At 65.5% G+C, this 16,679-nt stretch carries 17 protein-coding genes; 10 read left to right on the plus strand and 7 right to left on the minus strand.

Annotated elements, in window-relative coordinates:
- Nucleotides 1–295: L-serine ammonia-lyase, iron-sulfur-dependent, subunit alpha (locus AC1DRE_RS12415; protein WP_476984925.1), on the plus strand; the 295-nt coding region annotated here is incomplete at its 5' end.
- Nucleotide 296: 1 nt separating this feature from the next.
- Here AC1DRE_RS12415 and AC1DRE_RS12420 read toward each other — a convergent pair.
- Nucleotides 297–863, minus strand: coding sequence for a TspO/MBR family protein (locus AC1DRE_RS12420; RefSeq protein WP_476984926.1), 567 nt, complete (start codon nucleotides 861–863; stop codon nucleotides 297–299).
- 136 nt (nucleotides 864–999) lie between these two features.
- Here AC1DRE_RS12420 and AC1DRE_RS12425 point away from each other — a divergent pair, with 136 nt between their 5' ends.
- From AC1DRE_RS12425 to AC1DRE_RS12435, 3 genes are read left to right on the plus strand one after another with little or no spacing between them, the layout of a single operon-like run.
- Nucleotides 1,000–1,821, plus strand: a complete 822-nt coding sequence (locus AC1DRE_RS12425) for a DNA/RNA non-specific endonuclease (protein WP_476984927.1) — start codon at nucleotides 1,000–1,002, stop codon at nucleotides 1,819–1,821.
- A 59-nt stretch (nucleotides 1,822–1,880) separates the two neighbouring features.
- On the plus strand, nucleotides 1,881–3,014 hold the full coding sequence (locus AC1DRE_RS12430; protein ID WP_476984928.1) for a lipid II:glycine glycyltransferase FemX: 1,134 nt from the start codon (nucleotides 1,881–1,883) through the stop codon (nucleotides 3,012–3,014).
- A 29-nt stretch (nucleotides 3,015–3,043) separates the two neighbouring features.
- Nucleotides 3,044–4,540, plus strand: a complete 1,497-nt coding sequence (locus AC1DRE_RS12435; protein ID WP_476984929.1) for a threonine/serine exporter family protein — start codon at nucleotides 3,044–3,046, stop codon at nucleotides 4,538–4,540.
- Nucleotides 4,541–4,598: 58 nt separating this feature from the next.
- On the opposite strand, the gene AC1DRE_RS12440 is transcribed toward AC1DRE_RS12435, so the two are convergent.
- Together AC1DRE_RS12440 and AC1DRE_RS12445 are read right to left on the minus strand one after the other, a co-directional pair.
- Nucleotides 4,599–5,438 (minus strand): siderophore-interacting protein, encoded by an 840-nt coding sequence (locus AC1DRE_RS12440; RefSeq protein WP_476984930.1) that lies wholly within the window; start codon nucleotides 5,436–5,438, stop codon nucleotides 4,599–4,601.
- A 15-nt stretch (nucleotides 5,439–5,453) separates the two neighbouring features.
- Nucleotides 5,454–6,221, minus strand: a complete 768-nt coding sequence (locus tag AC1DRE_RS12445) for a uracil-DNA glycosylase (RefSeq protein WP_476984931.1) — start codon at nucleotides 6,219–6,221, stop codon at nucleotides 5,454–5,456.
- A 177-nt stretch (nucleotides 6,222–6,398) separates the two neighbouring features.
- Here AC1DRE_RS12445 and AC1DRE_RS12450 point away from each other — a divergent pair, with 177 nt between their 5' ends.
- From AC1DRE_RS12450 to AC1DRE_RS12475, 6 genes are all read left to right on the plus strand, one after another.
- Complete coding sequence (locus AC1DRE_RS12450) at nucleotides 6,399–6,686, plus strand: DUF3263 domain-containing protein (protein ID WP_258073917.1); 288 nt, start codon at nucleotides 6,399–6,401, stop codon at nucleotides 6,684–6,686.
- A gap of 49 nt (nucleotides 6,687–6,735) precedes the next feature.
- Nucleotides 6,736–7,383 (plus strand): LytR C-terminal domain-containing protein, encoded by a 648-nt coding sequence (locus AC1DRE_RS12455; protein ID WP_476984932.1) that lies wholly within the window; start codon nucleotides 6,736–6,738, stop codon nucleotides 7,381–7,383.
- A gap of 169 nt (nucleotides 7,384–7,552) precedes the next feature.
- A complete protein-coding gene (locus AC1DRE_RS12460; RefSeq protein WP_476984933.1) occupies nucleotides 7,553–7,756 on the plus strand; it encodes a cold-shock protein in 204 nt (67 codons plus the stop codon).
- Nucleotides 7,756–9,087, plus strand: a complete 1,332-nt coding sequence (locus AC1DRE_RS12465; RefSeq protein WP_476984934.1) for an ABC transporter substrate-binding protein — start codon at nucleotides 7,756–7,758, stop codon at nucleotides 9,085–9,087. Before AC1DRE_RS12460 ends, AC1DRE_RS12465 begins: the two co-directional genes overlap by 1 nt.
- A 295-nt stretch (nucleotides 9,088–9,382) precedes the next feature.
- On the plus strand, nucleotides 9,383–11,011 hold the full coding sequence (groL, locus tag AC1DRE_RS12470) for a chaperonin GroEL (protein WP_104173656.1): 1,629 nt from the start codon (nucleotides 9,383–9,385) through the stop codon (nucleotides 11,009–11,011).
- 210 nt (nucleotides 11,012–11,221) lie between these two features.
- Nucleotides 11,222–12,238 carry an RNase H family protein gene (locus AC1DRE_RS12475; RefSeq protein WP_476984935.1) on the plus strand — a complete coding sequence of 339 codons (1,017 nt, stop codon included), beginning with the start codon at nucleotides 11,222–11,224 and terminating at the stop codon, nucleotides 12,236–12,238.
- A gap of 84 nt (nucleotides 12,239–12,322) precedes the next feature.
- On the opposite strand, the gene AC1DRE_RS12480 is transcribed toward AC1DRE_RS12475, so the two are convergent.
- The 4 genes from AC1DRE_RS12480 to AC1DRE_RS12495 form a co-directional block, all read right to left on the minus strand.
- Nucleotides 12,323–12,610 (minus strand): WXG100 family type VII secretion target, encoded by a 288-nt coding sequence (locus AC1DRE_RS12480; protein WP_476984936.1) that lies wholly within the window; start codon nucleotides 12,608–12,610, stop codon nucleotides 12,323–12,325.
- A gap of 116 nt (nucleotides 12,611–12,726) precedes the next feature.
- Entirely contained in the window at nucleotides 12,727–14,217 is a 1,491-nt protein-coding gene (locus AC1DRE_RS12485; RefSeq protein ID WP_476984937.1) for a sensor histidine kinase, read from the minus strand.
- A 2-nt stretch (nucleotides 14,218–14,219) separates the two neighbouring features.
- Nucleotides 14,220–14,930: a response regulator transcription factor gene (locus AC1DRE_RS12490; RefSeq protein WP_104173653.1), complete on the minus strand. Its 711-nt coding sequence runs from the start codon at nucleotides 14,928–14,930 to the stop codon at nucleotides 14,220–14,222.
- An 81-nt stretch (nucleotides 14,931–15,011) separates the two neighbouring features.
- Complete coding sequence (locus AC1DRE_RS12495; RefSeq protein WP_476984938.1) at nucleotides 15,012–16,667, minus strand: DNA repair helicase XPB; 1,656 nt, start codon at nucleotides 16,665–16,667, stop codon at nucleotides 15,012–15,014.
- Between the last annotated feature and the right edge of the window lie 12 nt (nucleotides 16,668–16,679).

Genomic DNA, 16,679 nt, shown 5'->3' on the forward strand with positions numbered 1-16,679 from the left:
CATGGGCGGGACCCCGCAGCAGGTGGAGAACGCCGCGGAGATCGCGATGGAACACAACCTGGGCCTGACCTGCGACCCGATCGGCGGGCTCGTGCAGATCCCCTGTATCGAGCGCAACGCCATCGCCGCGGCGAAGGCCATCAACGCCGCCAAAATGGCGCTCTGGGGCGACGGCACACACCGGGTCTCCCTCGACGAAGTCATCGTCACCATGCGCGAAACCGGCAAGGACATGAGCTCCAAATACAAAGAAACCGCCATGGGCGGCCTCGCCGTCAACGTCGTGGAGTGCTGACTCAGTTGTGCAGTGCGGCCCACAAGTTCAGGCTGGCGGCGAACACCAGCCAGGAGACGTAGGGCAACAGCAGGAGGCCGGCGGCACGGCTGATGGGGCCGAAGAACAGGACGGTTACGGTCACGGCGATTATCAGGGCGATGATGACGGCGAAGCCCAGCCAGAGCGCCGGCGTGCCCATCACCGGATAGAGGCCAAAGAACACCGGCGTCCACACCAGGTTCAGCAGCAGCTGGATCCCGTAGGCAACCAACGCAGGTCTGGTGCGTTCAGCACGGCGGCGCCAGACGAGCCATGCAGCCACTGCCATGGCGACATAGAGCAGCGTCCAGACCGGGCCGAACACCCAGTTGGGCGGTGACCACGGGGCCTTGTCCGCGGCGACGTACCAGCCGTTAACATTGTTCAGCGTGGCGATGGCACCCAGCCAGGAGACCAGTGCGGAAGCAGCCAGGAACACCGCCAGTCCGAGCACCTGAACGCCGGAGCTGTGGCTTTCGAAGCCGGCCCCGGACCCGCGGACGGACGCGCCGGGACCGGCCATGGACTGTTCGTGGTGAGCCTGCATCCTTCAACCCTTGCCAGTCCGGAGTGCCGCGTCAAGCGCCGGACCGGCACCGGGCACGCGGGCACTGGGTTTCCCGCTCCACCCGCTCTGTTCACCGACTCTGTTCACAGTCAGGGGTCAGTGCCACTATGGAGCTATGACTGGGGGATATGACCGGGACTTCTTACGGGCACGCCTTGAGCTGCCCAGCCCGCCGGCAGCAACGGTTCTGCTTGACTACATCCACTTTTCGGTCCGGCTGCGTGCCGCTCGCAAACTGGCCGCCGTCGTCGGGGTGAACATCAACGGACGCGAGCTGGTGCCGCTGGCCCGCGAAGGAACCTGGCATTTTGATTCCCGGGTTCCGAAGGAGCAGCAGGCAGGGCCGGAGGTGTACAAGAACAACGCTTTCGACCGCGGGCATCTCGTGCGGCGGCTGGATCCCGTCTGGGGCGACACGGCCACGGCCAAGGCAGCCAACCAGGACACCTTCGCCTTCACCAACGCCGCACCCCAGGTTGACGACTTCAACCAGGGCAAGGAACTGTGGGTCGGGCTGGAGGACCATGTGCTCAACCATGCCGACCTCAACGACGCCAAGCTCAGCGTCTTCACCGGTCCCGTCCTGGAGGAGGACGACTTGCCCTACCGGGGCGTCCAGATTCCCAGGAAGTTCTGGAAAGTCGCTGCCTGGACCATGGACGGAAAACTTGCTGCCGCGGGATTCCTCCTGGACCAGTCGCCGCTGCTGGGGAAAGTGGAGCTCAAGAAGGCTGTCCGGGAACGGCTCCTGGCGGACGAACCACCGCCGCTTGGTCCGTTCCGCACCTTTCAGGTCCCGGTGCGGCAGATCGCCGAGCTGACCGGGCTGAGCCTTTCCCGGCTGGAGAACGCGGACCGGCTCGTCAAGAGCCAGCGATCCCGGGGCAAGGAGCCCATGGCGTTACGGCTCGAGTCCATGGAGCAGATCCGGCTCTGAGTCCGCGGCCGTGGGGGAGGGTGCCGGTCAGTGTCTTCCGAGGCAGGGCCGATAGACTTATGGATTGCATGCCCGGCATGCAGCCGAAGCCCTGCCTGCAAAGATTGGACACCGCGCACTTGCGAGAATTCACCGCCCGCTTTGCCTCCGCCGAGGAGGTCGCCAACTGGGACACCCACGTCACTGCGAACCCGAACGGCGGAAACCTGCTGCAGTCCGAGGCTTTTGCCGAGGTCAAGCAGCACTTCGGCTGGAAGCCCCTCCACCTGGTCTACGAAACGGCCGACTACACGAGCTACAACCTGGTGCTGGAGAAGTCCTTCCCGGTCCTCGGCAAGCTTTGGTACCTCATCAAGGGGCCGGACGTGGCAACCGTGGAGGACATCCCGGGAATCGCCGCCGCAAACGCCGAGTTCGTTAAGCGGGCAAGGCTCGGCGTCTTCGCCATCAAGATCGAGCCTGACATCATCCTCTCCGAGGATGCCAAACGGGTGATCGAGGGCGCGGGCCTGGTCAAGACCCACAACCTGCAGCCCAACGACTCCACCGCGCTGCTCGATATCGCGCCGGAGGAGAACCAGCTGCTGCGAAACCTGCATTCCAGGGGGCGCAACGCCGTCCGCCGGGCCATCCGGGAGGGTGTGGAAGTCCGCAACGCGGAGGCCACCGAGGAGAACTTCCGGGCCATGTACGCCCTCATGACCACCACGGTGGAAGCGAAGTCGCAGGTCAGGGTCCGGGAATACGGGTACTACCAGAAGTTCTGGACCAACTTCATTGAGCGCGGCCAGGGCCGGCTGCTGTTCGTCTACGAGAACGGGGTTCCCTCAGTGGGCGCCTTCGTGATCAACTACGGCCGGAAGGGGACGTACAAGGACGGCGGTTCGCTGCAGAAGCGCAGCCAGTACGGCGACTCCCATCTGGTCCAATGGACGGCGATCAACCAGGTCAAGGAACTCGGCTGCACGGAATACGACTTTTGCGGAACGCCGCCAAGCGACAAACTCAAGGACACCTCCAACCCGTTCCACGGGCTGGGGCTGTTCAAGACGAGTTTCAGCAAGACGGTCACCGACTTCGTGGGATGCTACGACCAGGTGATCAGTCCGCTGAAATACAAGGCCTGGCTGGCCGCCGGCGAACGCGTCGCGCGCCAGCTGTACACCCGTCGAACAGGCCAGCAGTTCTACTAAACCCGTGTGATGCCCTTGAGGAGGCCGCAATGACCAAAGCACCGGACGGTCGCCGCAGGCCGCCCACGGGGGAGCTGCCCCCGACCGAACCACTCACCGCGTCCCAGGTACAACAGAACGCCGCGGCCAAGCGCATGCTGCGCAGGCTGGTACAGGGTGAGAACCCGCCCACGGCCCCCATGAGCATCGTGGACAGGCTTGCGGGCAGCCCGTACGCCAACCCCATGATCCAGGTGGGGGGAGTGGACACGTCCGCGCGCAAGACCATCGACTTCGCGCTCCACCTGGCCGAGTCCATGTTCCGGTACGGTGCTGGTGCCCTGGAAGTGGAGACCAGCATCATCGCTATCACAGCCGCCCTGGGCCTGAAGCACATCGAAGTGGACATCACCAACCAGTCGGTGGCCATCAACTACGCCCCCAAGGACCAGACACCCATCACCCTGCTGCGGGTGGTACGGTCCTGGACCAACAACTACGCGGGCCTGGCCCAGGTGCACCAGTTGGTCACGGAGATTGTGGCCGGCGGTGTCGGCCGCGACGAGGCAGTGCGCCGGCTGGACGAAATCGTCCGGAGCTCCAAGCCATTCCCACGCTGGATGGTTACGGTCGCGTTTGCAGTGTTCGCCGCCGTCTTCGTCGGTGTGCTCGGTGGCGGGCTCGGAGCCTCCGCGGTTGCCTTCGTGTCCAACCTGCTGGTCAGCCTCTTGGCCCGGCGACTGAGCCGCTGGCGCACACCGGACTTCTTTATTACCGCCTCGTGCGCGTTCCTGGTCACCTTCATCGCCCTGCTCTTGTCGCGGTTCGGCAGCCCGGTGGGGATACAGATCGCCCCCGAGATCGTGGTGGTCGGCGGCATCCTGCTGCTGCTTCCGACCGGAAGGCTCGTCTCGTCGGTACAGGACGCCATCAACGGATTCCCGGTCACTGCGGCCGGACGTTTCCTGTCAACCATCCTGACCTTCGGCGCCCTCGTGACCGGCATCGCCGTCGGCTTCGTGGTGGTCGCAAAGACCGGCATGGAGCCAATCGACGTCACCAAAACCTTCCCTCCGGCGTACCCGTGGTGGGCAATTGGGGCCTTCGTTGCCATCGCCGTCGTCGCCATCGGGATCACCGAACAGACAACCTGGAAGCTTCTCCTCCCCACGGCGGCCGTGGGTGTCATCGGCTATCTGGTCCTCATCGGTGGTGAGGCACTGGGAATCGGGCCGCGCTTTTCGCCGGCCCTGGCCGCCGTCGTCATCGGCTTGCTCGGCCGGGTGGTGGCACTCCGGATGGGCGCCCCGCAGTTGGTGGTTGCCGTCCCCGCCGCACTGATCCTGTTGCCGGGACTCACCATATTCCGGTCCATGTATGTATTGACGATCGAAGAGTCGGATATCCTGCTGGGCGCCGGGGGCATGCTGAACGCGGGGGCGATCGTTCTCGGCGTCGCCGCCGGGATCGTTCTGGGCGATACCCTGGCCCGTCCGCTGACCCGCAGCCTGGCCAGCAACGAACGCCGCCGCGCCCGCCGCCGCTAGCCGGGCACAGCCTCCGCCTCCGGATCAGTTCCCGCCCGCGGTCCGCTGGATCGGTCCGCTAGATCTGGCCGATGGGGAGCTTCTTTTCAGCCTGGAAGTCGTCCTCCACCCGTCCGCAGGCCCAGTACCCGGAAAGCGATACCTGCCCGCGTTCCAGGCCCCGCTCACGGAAGAGGACCTCCCGGAGGGACTTCATGTAGCCGCGCTCGCCGTGGGCGAATACCTGCACCCGGCCGCCAGGCCACTCGGCATCCCGTACGGCGTTGACCAGAAGTTCGCTGCTTCCGGCAGGGACGCCGTTACGCGGCAGCCACCGGATCTGCAGCCCGGCCGGTGCCGCTACCGGCTGGATCTCGGCGTCGCTGTCCACCTCCAGGAACGCCTGGCCACGGGCCTCCGGCGGCAACGACTCGATGGCGGCGGTAATCGCAGGGAGGGCGGCCTCGTCACCGGCGAAGAGGTGCCAGTCGGCAGCAGGGTCGGGGTTGTAGCCACCGCCCGGCCCGGTGAACACCAGGCTGTCGCCGGGCTGGGCTTTGGCCGCCCAGGGCCCCGCCAGCCCCTCGTCGCCGTGGATCACAAAGTCGATGGCCAGCTCACGGTTTTCTTCATCAACCCAGCGCACCGTGTACGTCCGGGTGTGCGGCCACTGTTCACGCGGCATGGACTCCCGGACCGCCCAGAGGTCCAGGGGGAGCGGGTATTCGACGTCGGGCTGGGGGAAGGCGATCTTCACGTAACGGTCGACGTAATCGTTGTTCACGTAGCTGGAGAAGCCCTCGCCGCCGGCCACGATCCGCACCATGTGGGGCGAGAGTTCCTCGCGCCTGAGGACCGTGAGATTCGTCTGGGGACGCGATTTTCGGCTGGCTGAAGTGGTTGCGGGCAGTGAAGTCATGTAAGTAAGCCTAGGCTAAGTAACTGGGGGAAGCTCCCAGTCCACCGGCTCCGAACCCAACGACCGGAGCGTTTCGTTGGCTTGGCTGAACGGCCGGGAACCGAAGAATCCCCGCGAGGCTGACAACGGGCTGGGATGGGCGCTGGCCAGCACGGGTGCGTTCCCCAGCAGGGGCCGGACGGTCTCGGCATCCTTGCCCCACAGGACGGCCACTAAGGGCACAGGGCTGCCGTCGGCGGAGCGCCGTCCGGCAACGGCGGCAATGGCCGCCGTCGTGATGGCCTCCCACCCTTTGCCGCGGTGGGACCCCGCCGCACCCGCACGGACCGTAAGGACCCGGTTCAGCAGGAGGACCCCCTGCTCCGCCCAGCGCGACAGGTCACCGTGTATCCGGGCCGGCAGGCCCAGGTCGGCTTCAAGTTCCTTGTAGATATTCGCCAGGCTGCGAGGAATGGGCCGGGTGTGCCCGTCCACTGCGAAGGACAGCCCGATGGGGTGGCCAGGGGTCGGGTACGGATCCTGGCCCACGATGAGCACCCTGACCTCAGCCAGCGGTCGCCGAAAGGCACGCAGGACGTTCGACGGCGCCGGAAGCACCGGGTGCCCGGCCGCCACTTCAGCTGCCAGGAACCTCAGGACGCTGCGCAGTTCCGCTTCGACGGGGGCAAGCGCCGCGGCCCAGTCGGGAGCCACCAGTTCCGCCAACGGCATCCGCGCCATCTCGGCGAAGTCAGCACCCTCGACGGCAGGCTCCAGCTCGAACAAGGCTTCAGAATCAAACACGAGTCCATTCTCGCAGTGCTCGGCCTCCCCTTCGCCACGTCACACAGCGTAAATGACAGGCGTGTTATTCGCCCGTACCATGGAAAGAGACTTTAACCGGATCAAGTGAAGGAGTTTGCCGTGGCCGAACCAGCGCGCGATGATCTGTCACTTGCGGACACCGGCAGCCAAACCGCGGTGACCCTGGACCTCCTGCCCGCCCCGCAGCCGGGCTCACGGCTGAGTGAGCGGGACCAGCAAATGCTGGGGCTCGAGCGGCAGTGGTGGAAGTATGCCGGGGCAAAGGAGCAAGCCATCCGGGAGCTGTTCGACCTCTCCGCCACCCACTATTACCAGATCCTCAACACGCTGATTGATACCGAGGACGCCCTCGCCCACGACCCCATGCTCGTGAAGAGATTGCGTAGACTACGTACGTCACGCCAACGGGCACGCACGGCGCGCCGTTTGGGCTCAGACGCGTAAGAGTCAGGGCTGAGAAATCAGCAAGTACCAGCAAGGACATCGTTTTACCATGACCAAATACGCTCGGGATGAATTCGACAAGGTCCCGGAGACCTCCTCACGACAGGGTGTCCACCGGGTCGCTTCCGATGCTCCCCGGCGCCGGCTGGGACCCATTCTGGCTGTCGGCGTCGTGGCTCTCGCTATCGGTCTGGTTGCCTTCCTGTTCCTGCCCAAACTGGGATTCGTCCCCACCGGGACCCCGCTCATGGCGGCAGGGTCCGCCCAGGAAAGCCCCTCCGCTTCCTCCTCCGCTGAAGCGTCGCAGACAGCATCCCAGGGCGCCGAGCCCAGCGCGGATCCAACTACGACTCCCTCCGCCAGTGAAGCGCTCCCCACCACCGGCGCTCAGTCCACCGCTCCCGAGGACGATGCACCGGTTGTTGACAAGTCCCAGCCCGTGGCGGTCTACAACGGGACCGCGACTGCGGGGCTTGCGGGCCGCGTGAGCAGCACTGTTTCGGCGGATGGCTGGACACTGGGACCGGTGGGCAACTGGGGCGGAATGCCGCAACAGTCCTCCGTGATCTACTACAACGGAGCTGAGCAAAAAGCCAACGCAGAGGCCTTGGGGGAACTCCTCAACATCACCTCGCTCGTTGACTCCGCCGAATTCCAGCAGCCTGTTGTGGTGGTCCTCGGGCCCGGCTTCCAGTAGCGGAATTCGGTTACGCCTGAATAACTATTGGGGGCTCGCAGGCCGCGGCCCTGCGCCCGGCAACGGCAATAGCTAGAGTGATTCCGGATGCCGCGCCGCAACGCGCGGACCGTCCCGACGGTGCACAGTGACGTGGACCGAACAGAAGCAACCGGAAAGTGTGGGCAACATGGCATTGGGAACCGTCAAATGGTTCAACGCCGAAAAAGGCTATGGCTTCATCACCGTTGACGGCTCCGGCGACGACGTCTTCGTCCACTGGTCGGCCATCGAGGGCGAGGGCTACCGGGCCCTGGACGAAGGGCAGCGGGTGCAGTTCGAAGTAGGCGAAGGCGAAAAGGGTCCCCAGGCAGAGAACGTCCGGCCGGTCTGATGCTTGCTTCCGCGGCGGTGCATGGCGCAACGATCCCCGTCCGCTCCGGTAGTGCGAGGCTGCGGTTCGCCGCTGTGGTGCTTGCCGCGGGCGCGGCGCTGGTGCTGGCTGGCTGCTCTGGCCAGACCGGAAACGCCCGTGTCGCCACGGTCGATGCCGGCGGTGACGGGACCCTGCGCATCGGCCTGATCCTGGACAGCACTGGAAAGCAGTCATTCCTGAACTCCGCGCAGCTCGCGGCGGCCAAGCTCGCCGTCGAGGAGATCAACGCCGCAGGGGGCCACAAGGGGCGGCCGGTGGAGCTGCTCCCGGAGAAAATCAGCGAGGATACAACGGCCCAGGCCAAGGAACTCGTGGCGGCGAAGGCCGATGTGGTCATTGGTCCCACCGACTCAAGCCGCGCGCCTGGCGCGATTGATGTCCTGGCCCGCGCCAAAGTGGCTGTCATTTCCCCGGCGAATGCCGCGCACGGACTCTCCCGGTACAGGAGCGGGGGGTATTACTTCCGCACGGCAGCAGCCGACGTCGCCCAGGCTCCCGTCCTGGTCAAACTGGCCAAGGACGGCGGGGCCAGGACCATAGCGGTCCTCCACGAGGAAGGCAGCTACGGCAAGGATGTCGCCGTGGCCGTTGCAGCGGCCGCCAAGGCGGCCGGCCTTGGCACCGTCGCCGATGCCGAATTCACGCCTGGCCAGGCACAACAGGCGGCCGCGGCCGCCAAGGCCGCCGGCCCGGACGCCGTCGTCCTGGTGGCGCGCACCGGAGCCCAGGGCGCCATTGCAGAACTCAACAACAAAGGTCTGGCCGGCAGCAAGCTCATCCTCAGCGACGGCGCCATCAACCAGTACGGCTCCGCCCTCGGGTCAAAGGCCCTCGACGGCGCCCGCGGGATCCTTCCGGGCGTCTTCCCGACTGCGCATTTCCAGGGCGAGCTCGTGGCGGTTGATCCCGGGCTCAAGGACATGACGTTCGCCGCGGAAACCTACGACGCGGTGAACCTGGCGGCCATCGCCGCGGCCGCGGCCCAGGACGACGCCGGATCCTCCATTGCTGCGCGGCTGATCGCCGTCTCCGGCGGGAGTGCGAAGTCCGGCGGAACAGTGCCGGCCGCAGCCTCGGGGGAGGACACGGCCGCGGTGTGCAAAAACTACAAGGAATGCGCCGACGCCATCAAGGCCGGAAAGCCTGCGGATTACGACGGCGAGTCCGGCCGGATCGGCTTCGACGCCAACGGGGACGTAACCTCGGCCAACTACATGGTGTTCACTTATTCCGCGGACAACAAGGCCAGGATGACCGGCAGCGAAACTGCCGCCCGCGCCGTCGGCTGATCGCTCCTAGCGTAGCGCGGGCCGCAGGCGCGCCATTTCCCGCAGTCTCTGCTTGCACTCTCCCCGGGGGAGTGCTAATTATTGACTTAGCACTCCCACGGACTGACTGCTAAATCGACGCCCGGTTCCGGCCGGTTGTGGACTAAGCGGGAAGGACAAGGAGCGAAAGAAATACCTTGCTGGGGTGAGATCCCATCCGCGCGGCATACAGAGGCCGACGGTGAAGGGTCGTCCGTCGCGGGCACCGCAGCGAAGGTTCATTCTTAACGACTGTCCCGAAAGGACTACTGCCGTTATGGCCAAGATCATTGCATTTGATGAAGAGGCACGCCGCGGTCTTGAGCGGGGCCTGAACATCCTCGCCGACGCCGTCAAGGTCACCCTCGGCCCGCGTGGACGCAACGTCGTCCTCGAAAAGAAGTGGGGCGCCCCCACGATCACCAACGATGGTGTTTCCATCGCCAAGGAGATCGAGCTGGACGATCCCTACGAGAAGATCGGCGCCGAGCTGGTCAAGGAAGTTGCCAAGAAGACGGACGACGTCGCTGGCGACGGCACCACCACGGCAACCGTGCTGGCACAGGCCCTGGTCAAGGAAGGCCTGCGCAACGTCGCAGCCGGCGCTGACCCGCTGTCCCTGAAGCGCGGCATCGAGAAGGCTGTTGAAGCCGTCACCATCGAGCTGCTCGCTTCCGCCAAGGAAATCGAAACCAAGGAAGAGATCGCCGCTACGGCATCGATCTCCGCCGGTGACGACGAAATCGGCGCGCTGATCGCTGAAGCGCTGGACAAGGTTGGCAAGGAAGGTGTTATCACCGTCGAGGAGTCCAACACCTTCGGCCTCGAGCTTGAGCTCACCGAAGGCATGCGCTTCGACAAGGGCTACATCTCCGCTTACTTCGTCACCGACGCTGAGCGCCAGGAAACGGTCCTCGAGGATCCGTACATCCTGATCGTCAACTCCAAGATCTCCAACGTCAAGGAACTGGTTGCTGTCCTCGAGAAGGTCATGCAGTCCAGCAAGCCGCTGCTGATCATTGCCGAAGACATCGAGGGCGAGGCCCTGGCCACCCTGATCGTCAACAAGATCCGTGGCACCTTCAAGTCCGTCGCCGTCAAGGCTCCGGGCTTCGGCGACCGCCGCAAGGCGCAGCTCGCGGACATCGCCATCCTCACCGGTGGCCAGGTCATCTCCGAGGAAGTCGGCCTCAAGCTTGAGACCGCCGGCCTTGAACTCCTGGGCAAGGCACGCAAGGTTGTTGTCACCAAGGACGAGACCACCATCGTCGAGGGTGCAGGCGACGCAGACCAGATCGCCGGCCGCGTTTCCCAGATCCGCGCCGAGATCGAGAACTCCGATTCCGACTACGACCGCGAGAAGCTGCAGGAACGGCTGGCCAAGCTGGCCGGCGGCGTTGCAGTCATCAAGGCCGGTGCCGCTACCGAAGTTGAGCTCAAGGAACGCAAGCACCGCATTGAGGACGCTGTCCGCAACGCCAAGGCTGCTGTTGAAGAAGGCATCGTTGCCGGTGGCGGCGTAGCCCTCATCCAGGCTGGCGCCAAGGCATTCGCCAACCTGCAGCTCGAAGGCGACGAAGCAACGGGCGCGAACATCGTCCGCGTTGCCATCGACGCACCGCTGAAGCAGATCGCATTCAACGCCGGCCTTGAGCCGGGCGTTGTTGTGGACAAGGTCCGCGGCCTGCCTGCAGGTCACGGCCTGAACGCCGCAACCGGGCAGTACGTTGACCTGCTGGCTGCCGGCATCAACGACCCCGTGAAGGTAACGCGCTCTGCTCTGCAGAACGCCGCTTCCATCGCGGGCCTGTTCCTCACCACCGAGGCCGTAGTGGCCGACAAGCCGGAGAAGAACGCTCCGGCCATGGGTGGCGGCGACGAGATGGGCGGTATGGGCGGGTTCTAACCTGTCCAACCGCGCCTGACGCACACACTAAGTGCGGCTCCCTCGATTCGAGGGGGCCGCACTTTTGCGTTGCGGGCCCAAGCCGCGTCGGCAGGGACGGCTGCGGACGGCGGCCGGCAGTCCCGCCAGGCGGGTACTGGACCCGTGTCCACTGGACTGGTTCCTGCTGCGGAGAACCACAATGTCGGGCCGGTCTGGCAGGATAGTGCGGTGACGATTACTGCAGCAGCCGACGGTTCGGCTTTAGGAAATCCCGGTCCGGCCGGATGGGCCTGGTACGTGAATGATGACTGCTGGCGGGCGGGCGGCTGGCCGCACGGGACAAACAACCAGGGCGAGCTGATGGCTGTGCTGGATCTTTTCCGCTGCACGGCGCACCTTCCGGACGAGGAACTGCACATCCTGTGCGACAGCCAATACGTGATTAACTCGGTGACCAAATGGATGCCGGGGTGGAAGCGCAAGGGCTGGCGCAAGGCGGACGGCAAACCCGTGCTGAACGTGGAGATCCTTCGCGAAATCGACCATTCGCTTGCAGGACGCAAGTACCGCTTTGAATGGGTGCGGGGTCACGCCGGCCATGACCTGAACGAAGCCGCTGACGACCGCGCCAGGGCTGCCGCGACCGCCTATCAGCAGGGCGTTGCCGTGCGGTCAGGCCCGGGCTTCGTGCGCGGGGACGGGGCCTCCCGGCCGCGCACGGGAGCCGGCGGTGGAACAGACAATGCAGCGGGCGGAGCCTCCGCAGCCGCCTCCCTCAAGGTGGCAGGGCGGCGGGAGCTCCTCACCCCGCCGGGACCCAGCAATCAGCCGGACCTATTCAGCGAGCCTGACCTTTTCAGTGAGCTGGAGGCGGATCCCTTCGCCGCGCAGGCCGGGCCGGAGGCAGCCCCTGAGGCCATCGTTGAGGCACAGGAACGGGAGCTGCTCCGCCCCGACACCCGCGCCGACATCGGGCGTACAGGAGTGCTGCTGCACCCGGAGTTCACGGAGATCGGCACGTCAGGGCGGCTGTGGACGCGGGATTCAATGATGATGGCGCTCGAGGAAAACCCCGGCGGCGGAGCTGAACTGGACCTGATCGGCGCCGATCGGGTCGGAGCTGAGGCAGTCCTGTTGACCTACCGCAGCAAGGGAAGGGCGGGATCCTCGCTCCGCAGTTCGCTCTGGGTCCTCGATGGATCCCAGTGGCGCCTGCGCTTTCACCAGGGAACACCGGAAGCGTAAGCCGCGGCCCGGCGGTGCAGCCCGGCCGCACATCCGCCAAACACGTTGGCCCAAGGAGTCGGCAGCACACATCATCTGTCCGGTTCAGCTAAACCGCTGGGCATTGCCCTGCTCGGCCTGGGCGTACGTGGCGGCCGCCGAGGTGAGGGCAAGGTTGATGGAGGCGAGGGAAGCCTCGACTTTGCCTTGGGTGAGGCTCCACTCCGTGATCAGCGCCTGGAAGTTGGTGGCAGCGGATCCGCGCCAGGTGCCCTGCAGTTCATCCAGCCCGCGCTTCATCGCCTGGACGTCCGCGCTGATGCGGTCCACCGTGGCCTTGACGTTCGCTGACTTGAGCTGGAGCAGCTCGGTATCAACAGAGATGATGCTCATGGTTATTGCCCTTCGACGCAGTGCGCACGCTTGTTCAAGCCTGCGGACGGCCCCGGGTGTTGGGACCGCTACGTCGAGCCTAGGAAGTGGGCGGAAAACCGCGCTACAACCACTGCCTATATGTGGACAACCTCGCCGCCGTCGCCGCCGTCGTGGTTGCTGTCTGCAAAGTGAGCTGCCTCGTCCTGGAACGGAAGGCTGACAACCATGGTGGCACCGCCGCCGTCGGTCTGTTCCACCCGGACGTAGCCGGAGTGGGAGCCCACGATGGCCGCCACGATGGCCAGACCCAGGCCGCTGCCGCCTGTTTCGCGGGTCCGCGAGGTGTCCGCCCGGTAAAAACGCTCGAAGATCCGCGGGGCCTCGGCCTCGGAGATCCCGGGGCCATGGTCGCGCACCTCGATGACAGAGCGGCGTTGGCCGGTGTCGCCGGTCCGTACGCCCACTGCGAGTTCAAGGGGCGTTCCTGCCGGGGTGTAGCGCAGGGCGTTGCCCACCAGGTTTCCCACCACCTGGCGGAGTTTCGCCTCATCGCCCAGCACCGGCGCCGGAGACGGTGGCCCGCCGTCGAGGCCGGTCAGTGATATGTTCCGGTCCCGGTCGCTGGCCTGGGTGTCCACCACGGCGTCGTTGGCCAGGAGCAGCAGGTCCACGGGCTTTTGCTGCAGGGGGCGCTGCTCGTCCAGCCGGGCCAGGAGCAGCAGGTCCTCCACCATGGAGCCCATCCGTTTGGCCTCGCTCTCGATCCGCCCCATCGCGGTGGCCACGTCCTCCTCCTTGGTCAGGGCACCCTGGCGGTAGAGCTCGGAGAACCCCCGGATCGTCACGAGGGGAGTGCGAAGCTCATGCGAAGCGTCAGCGGCAAAGCGGCGCATCCGCTCCTCCGAGGCCATCCTGGCTGCGAAGGCGGACTCAATGTGGCTGAGCATCGCGTTGAGCGAGCCGCCCAGCCGGCCCACTTCCGTGGCGGGATTCTCCACATCGACGCGGCGCGACAGGTCACCCGCAGCGATGGCTGCTGCTGTCTTTTCGACCCGCGTCAACGGGCGGAAGGACCTGGACACCGTCCAGGTGGCAATGAAGAAGGCAAGAACCAGCGTCAGGAAGCCCACCCCGATCACCACCAGCGCAGCGTGTTCCACGACGGAGTCCACGGGAGCCAGCGGCAGCCCGATAATCACGACGGCGTTGCGCTGGTTACCGTCCAGCACGTTCAGCGCCACGACGCGCCAGTTGCGCCCGTCGGTCCCGCGGACCTGGAACGGGTCCAGATCGAGCCTCTTGGCATCCGCCGGGGAAAGGCTGGCGATGTCCGGGTGGGAGTCCTTGCTGCCGCCGAACGGGAAGGGGTCCTGGTCCGGGCGCAGGAGCATGAGGGAGTAGTCCGTGGGGATATTCGGGTTCTGTTCCTGCAACTGGCTGAAGGATTGCTGCTGCTTAACGGAATTGACGGCGACCTTTAGCTTGTCGTCCACCTGCCCCTGCAGGTAGCTGTGCAGGAGCGTGAGCGTGCCGGAACCGGTCACAGCGAGTGCCACCAGCATCAGCGCCATCATGATGGCCACCAGCTGGGAACGCAGTGAGGCCGACTTCCAACGGTGCAGCAAGGTCAGCGCTTCTCGGCTGTCCGCAGTACGTAGCCCACCCCGCGCTTGGTCTGGATGAGGGCGGGGGCATCGGGATCGATGTCAACCTTGCGGCGCAGGTAGGAGATGTAGGACTCCACGATCGAGGCGTCGCCGTTGAAGTCGTATTCCCAGACGTGGTCCAGGATTTGGGACTTGGACAGGACCCGGTTCGGGTTCAGCATGAGGTAGCGCAGGAGCTTGAACTCGGTGGGCGAGAGCTCAATGACAGTCCCGCCGCGCCGCACCTCGTGGGCGTCGTCGTCGAGCTCCAGGTCGTCCACCCGGATCACGGCATCGTCGTCAATCATGGGCTGGGTGCGCCGCAGTACGGCGCGGATCCGGGCCACCACCTCGTCCAGGCTGAAGGGTTTGGTGACATAGTCGTCGCCGCCGACGGTGAGGCCGGTGACTTTGTCTTCGGTGTCATCCTTGGCGGTGAGGAAGAGGACGGGGAAGTGCTTGCCGGCGGCACGCAGCCGGCGGGTCACCGTGAAGCCGTCCATATCGGGCAGCATGACGTCAAGGACCGCAAGATCGGGGGAGTGGAGCTCGGCGGCGGCGAGGGCATCGCGTCCGTTGCCGGCCGAGACGACCTCGAAGCCGGCGAACCTCAGCGACGTGGAGAGCAACTCGCGGATGTTTGGTTCATCATCGACGACGAGCAGCTTGGCTTCGGGACCGTTCTTTTTCATACCTCCCATGATGCTCCCAGAATCTGGGAGTTTTCTGAATGAATGTTGTGTGTCCCATGGGCCCGGCCTTGGGAGGTCCGCTCAGGTGGCTGTGGGATTCCGTCCCACGTCCTTGGCATCCATGATCCGGTAGGCATAGCCCTGCTCCGCCAGGAAGCGCTGGCGCTTCGCTGCGAAGTCCTGGTCGAGCGTGTCCCGTGCCACCAGTGAATAGAACCGCGCCGCGCGGCCGTCCTGTTTGGGGCGCAGCAGGCGGCCCAGGCGCTGGGCTTCCTCCTGCCGGGAACCGAAGGAGCCGGACACCTGGATGGCGACGGAGGCTTCGGGGAGGTCAATGGAAAAGTTGGCCACCTTGGAAACCACCAGGGTCTGCACCTCGCCCGCCCGGAACGCGTCGAACAGCTTCTGGCGTTCCTTCACGGACGTGTCGCCTTTGATGACCGGGGCCTGCAGCCGTTCGCCCAGTTCGTCCAGCTGGTCAATGTACTGGCCGATCACCAGCAGCTGCTCGCCCCGGTGCTGTGCCACCAGTTGTTCCACCACATCGGACTTGGTTTCGGAGGTGGCGCACAGCCTGTATTTGTCGGCGTCCTCGGCCATGGCGTACGCAACACGTTCGTCGTGCGGCAGGTCCACCCTGACTTCCACGCAGTCCGCCGGCGCGATGTAGCCCTGGGCCTCGATGTCCTTCCACGGGGCGTCGTAGCGCTTGGGGCCGATCAGGCTGAAGACTTCGCCTTCGCGGCCGTCCTCGCGCACCAGCGTGGCCGTCAGGCCGAGCCGCCGTCGGGCCTGCAGGTCCGCTGTCATCCGGAAGATGGGTGCCGGCAGCAGGTGGACCTCGTCGTAGATGATCAGGCCCCAGTCGTGGCCGTCCACCAGCTCCAGGTGGGGATAGAGCCCGCCGCGTTTCGTCGTGAGGACCTGGTACGTCGCAATCGTGACCGGGCGGACTTCCTTGACCGAGCCGGAGTACTCGCCGATTTCGTCCGCCGTCAGCGACGTCCGCTTGATGAGCTCGTCCTTCCATTGCCGGGCGGACACGGTGTTGGTCACGAGGATCAACACCGTGGTGGAACTGATGGCCATGGCCGCTGCGCCCACCAGCGTTTTGCCAGCGCCGCAGGGGAGCACCACCACTCCGCTGCCGCCAGCCCAGAAGTTCTCCGTGGCCAGCTTCTGGTACGGCCGGAGCTTCCAGCCGGTTTCATTGAGCATGATGGGGTGGGGCGTGCCGTCCACGTAGCCGGCCAGGTCCTCTGCGGGCCAGCCGATCTTGAGGAGCAACTGCTTTAGCTGCCCCCGCTGCGAGGAATGGACCACCACGGTTTCGCCGTCGATGCGCGGGCCCAGCAGGGGCTGGATCTTCTTGGCACGGCAGACTTCCTCGAGCACGGGGTAATCGTTGGTCCGCATCACCAGCCCGTGCTGCGGATCCTTTTCCAACCGCAGCCTTCCGTACCGGGACATGGTTTCTTCGATGTCGATGAGCAGGGAATGCGGGACGGGAAAACGTGAATACTTGAGGAGGGTGTCCAGCACCCGTTCAGCGTCCAGCCCTGCCGCGCGGGCATTCCACAGGCCCAGGGGAGTGAGGCGGTAGCTGTGCACGTGCTCCGGCGCGCGCTCAAGCTCGGCGAAGGCGGCGATGGCGTGCCTGGCCTCCGTTGCCTGCTCATGGTCCACTTCGAGCAGGATGGTTTTGTCGCTTTGGACAATCAGGGGGCCGTCGTTCACGGCGCCAACGCC

It is taken from the genome of Arthrobacter sp. P4_H3 (genome assembly GCF_056400885.1).

Bases quoted from the DNA above. Each gene is read 5' to 3' on its own strand.
- AC1DRE_RS12420 (WP_476984926.1), bottom strand. From the start codon at position 863: ATGCAGGCTCACCACGAACAGTCCATGGCCGGTCCCGGCGCGTCCGTC.
- AC1DRE_RS12425 (WP_476984927.1), top strand. From the start codon at position 1,000: ATGACTGGGGGATATGACCGGGACTTCTTACGGGCACGCCTTGAGCTG.
- AC1DRE_RS12430 (WP_476984928.1), top strand. From the start codon at position 1,881: ATGGATTGCATGCCCGGCATGCAGCCGAAGCCCTGCCTGCAAAGATTG.
- AC1DRE_RS12435 (WP_476984929.1), top strand. From the start codon at position 3,044: ATGACCAAAGCACCGGACGGTCGCCGCAGGCCGCCCACGGGGGAGCTG.
- AC1DRE_RS12440 (WP_476984930.1), bottom strand. From the start codon at position 5,438: ATGACTTCACTGCCCGCAACCACTTCAGCCAGCCGAAAATCGCGTCCC.
- AC1DRE_RS12455 (WP_476984932.1), top strand. From the start codon at position 6,736: ATGACCAAATACGCTCGGGATGAATTCGACAAGGTCCCGGAGACCTCC.
- AC1DRE_RS12460 (WP_476984933.1), top strand. From the start codon at position 7,553: ATGGCATTGGGAACCGTCAAATGGTTCAACGCCGAAAAAGGCTATGGC.
- AC1DRE_RS12465 (WP_476984934.1), top strand. From the start codon at position 7,756: ATGCTTGCTTCCGCGGCGGTGCATGGCGCAACGATCCCCGTCCGCTCC.
- groL (WP_104173656.1), top strand. From the start codon at position 9,383: ATGGCCAAGATCATTGCATTTGATGAAGAGGCACGCCGCGGTCTTGAG.
- AC1DRE_RS12480 (WP_476984936.1), bottom strand. From the start codon at position 12,610: ATGAGCATCATCTCTGTTGATACCGAGCTGCTCCAGCTCAAGTCAGCG.
- AC1DRE_RS12490 (WP_104173653.1), bottom strand. From the start codon at position 14,930: ATGAAAAAGAACGGTCCCGAAGCCAAGCTGCTCGTCGTCGATGATGAA.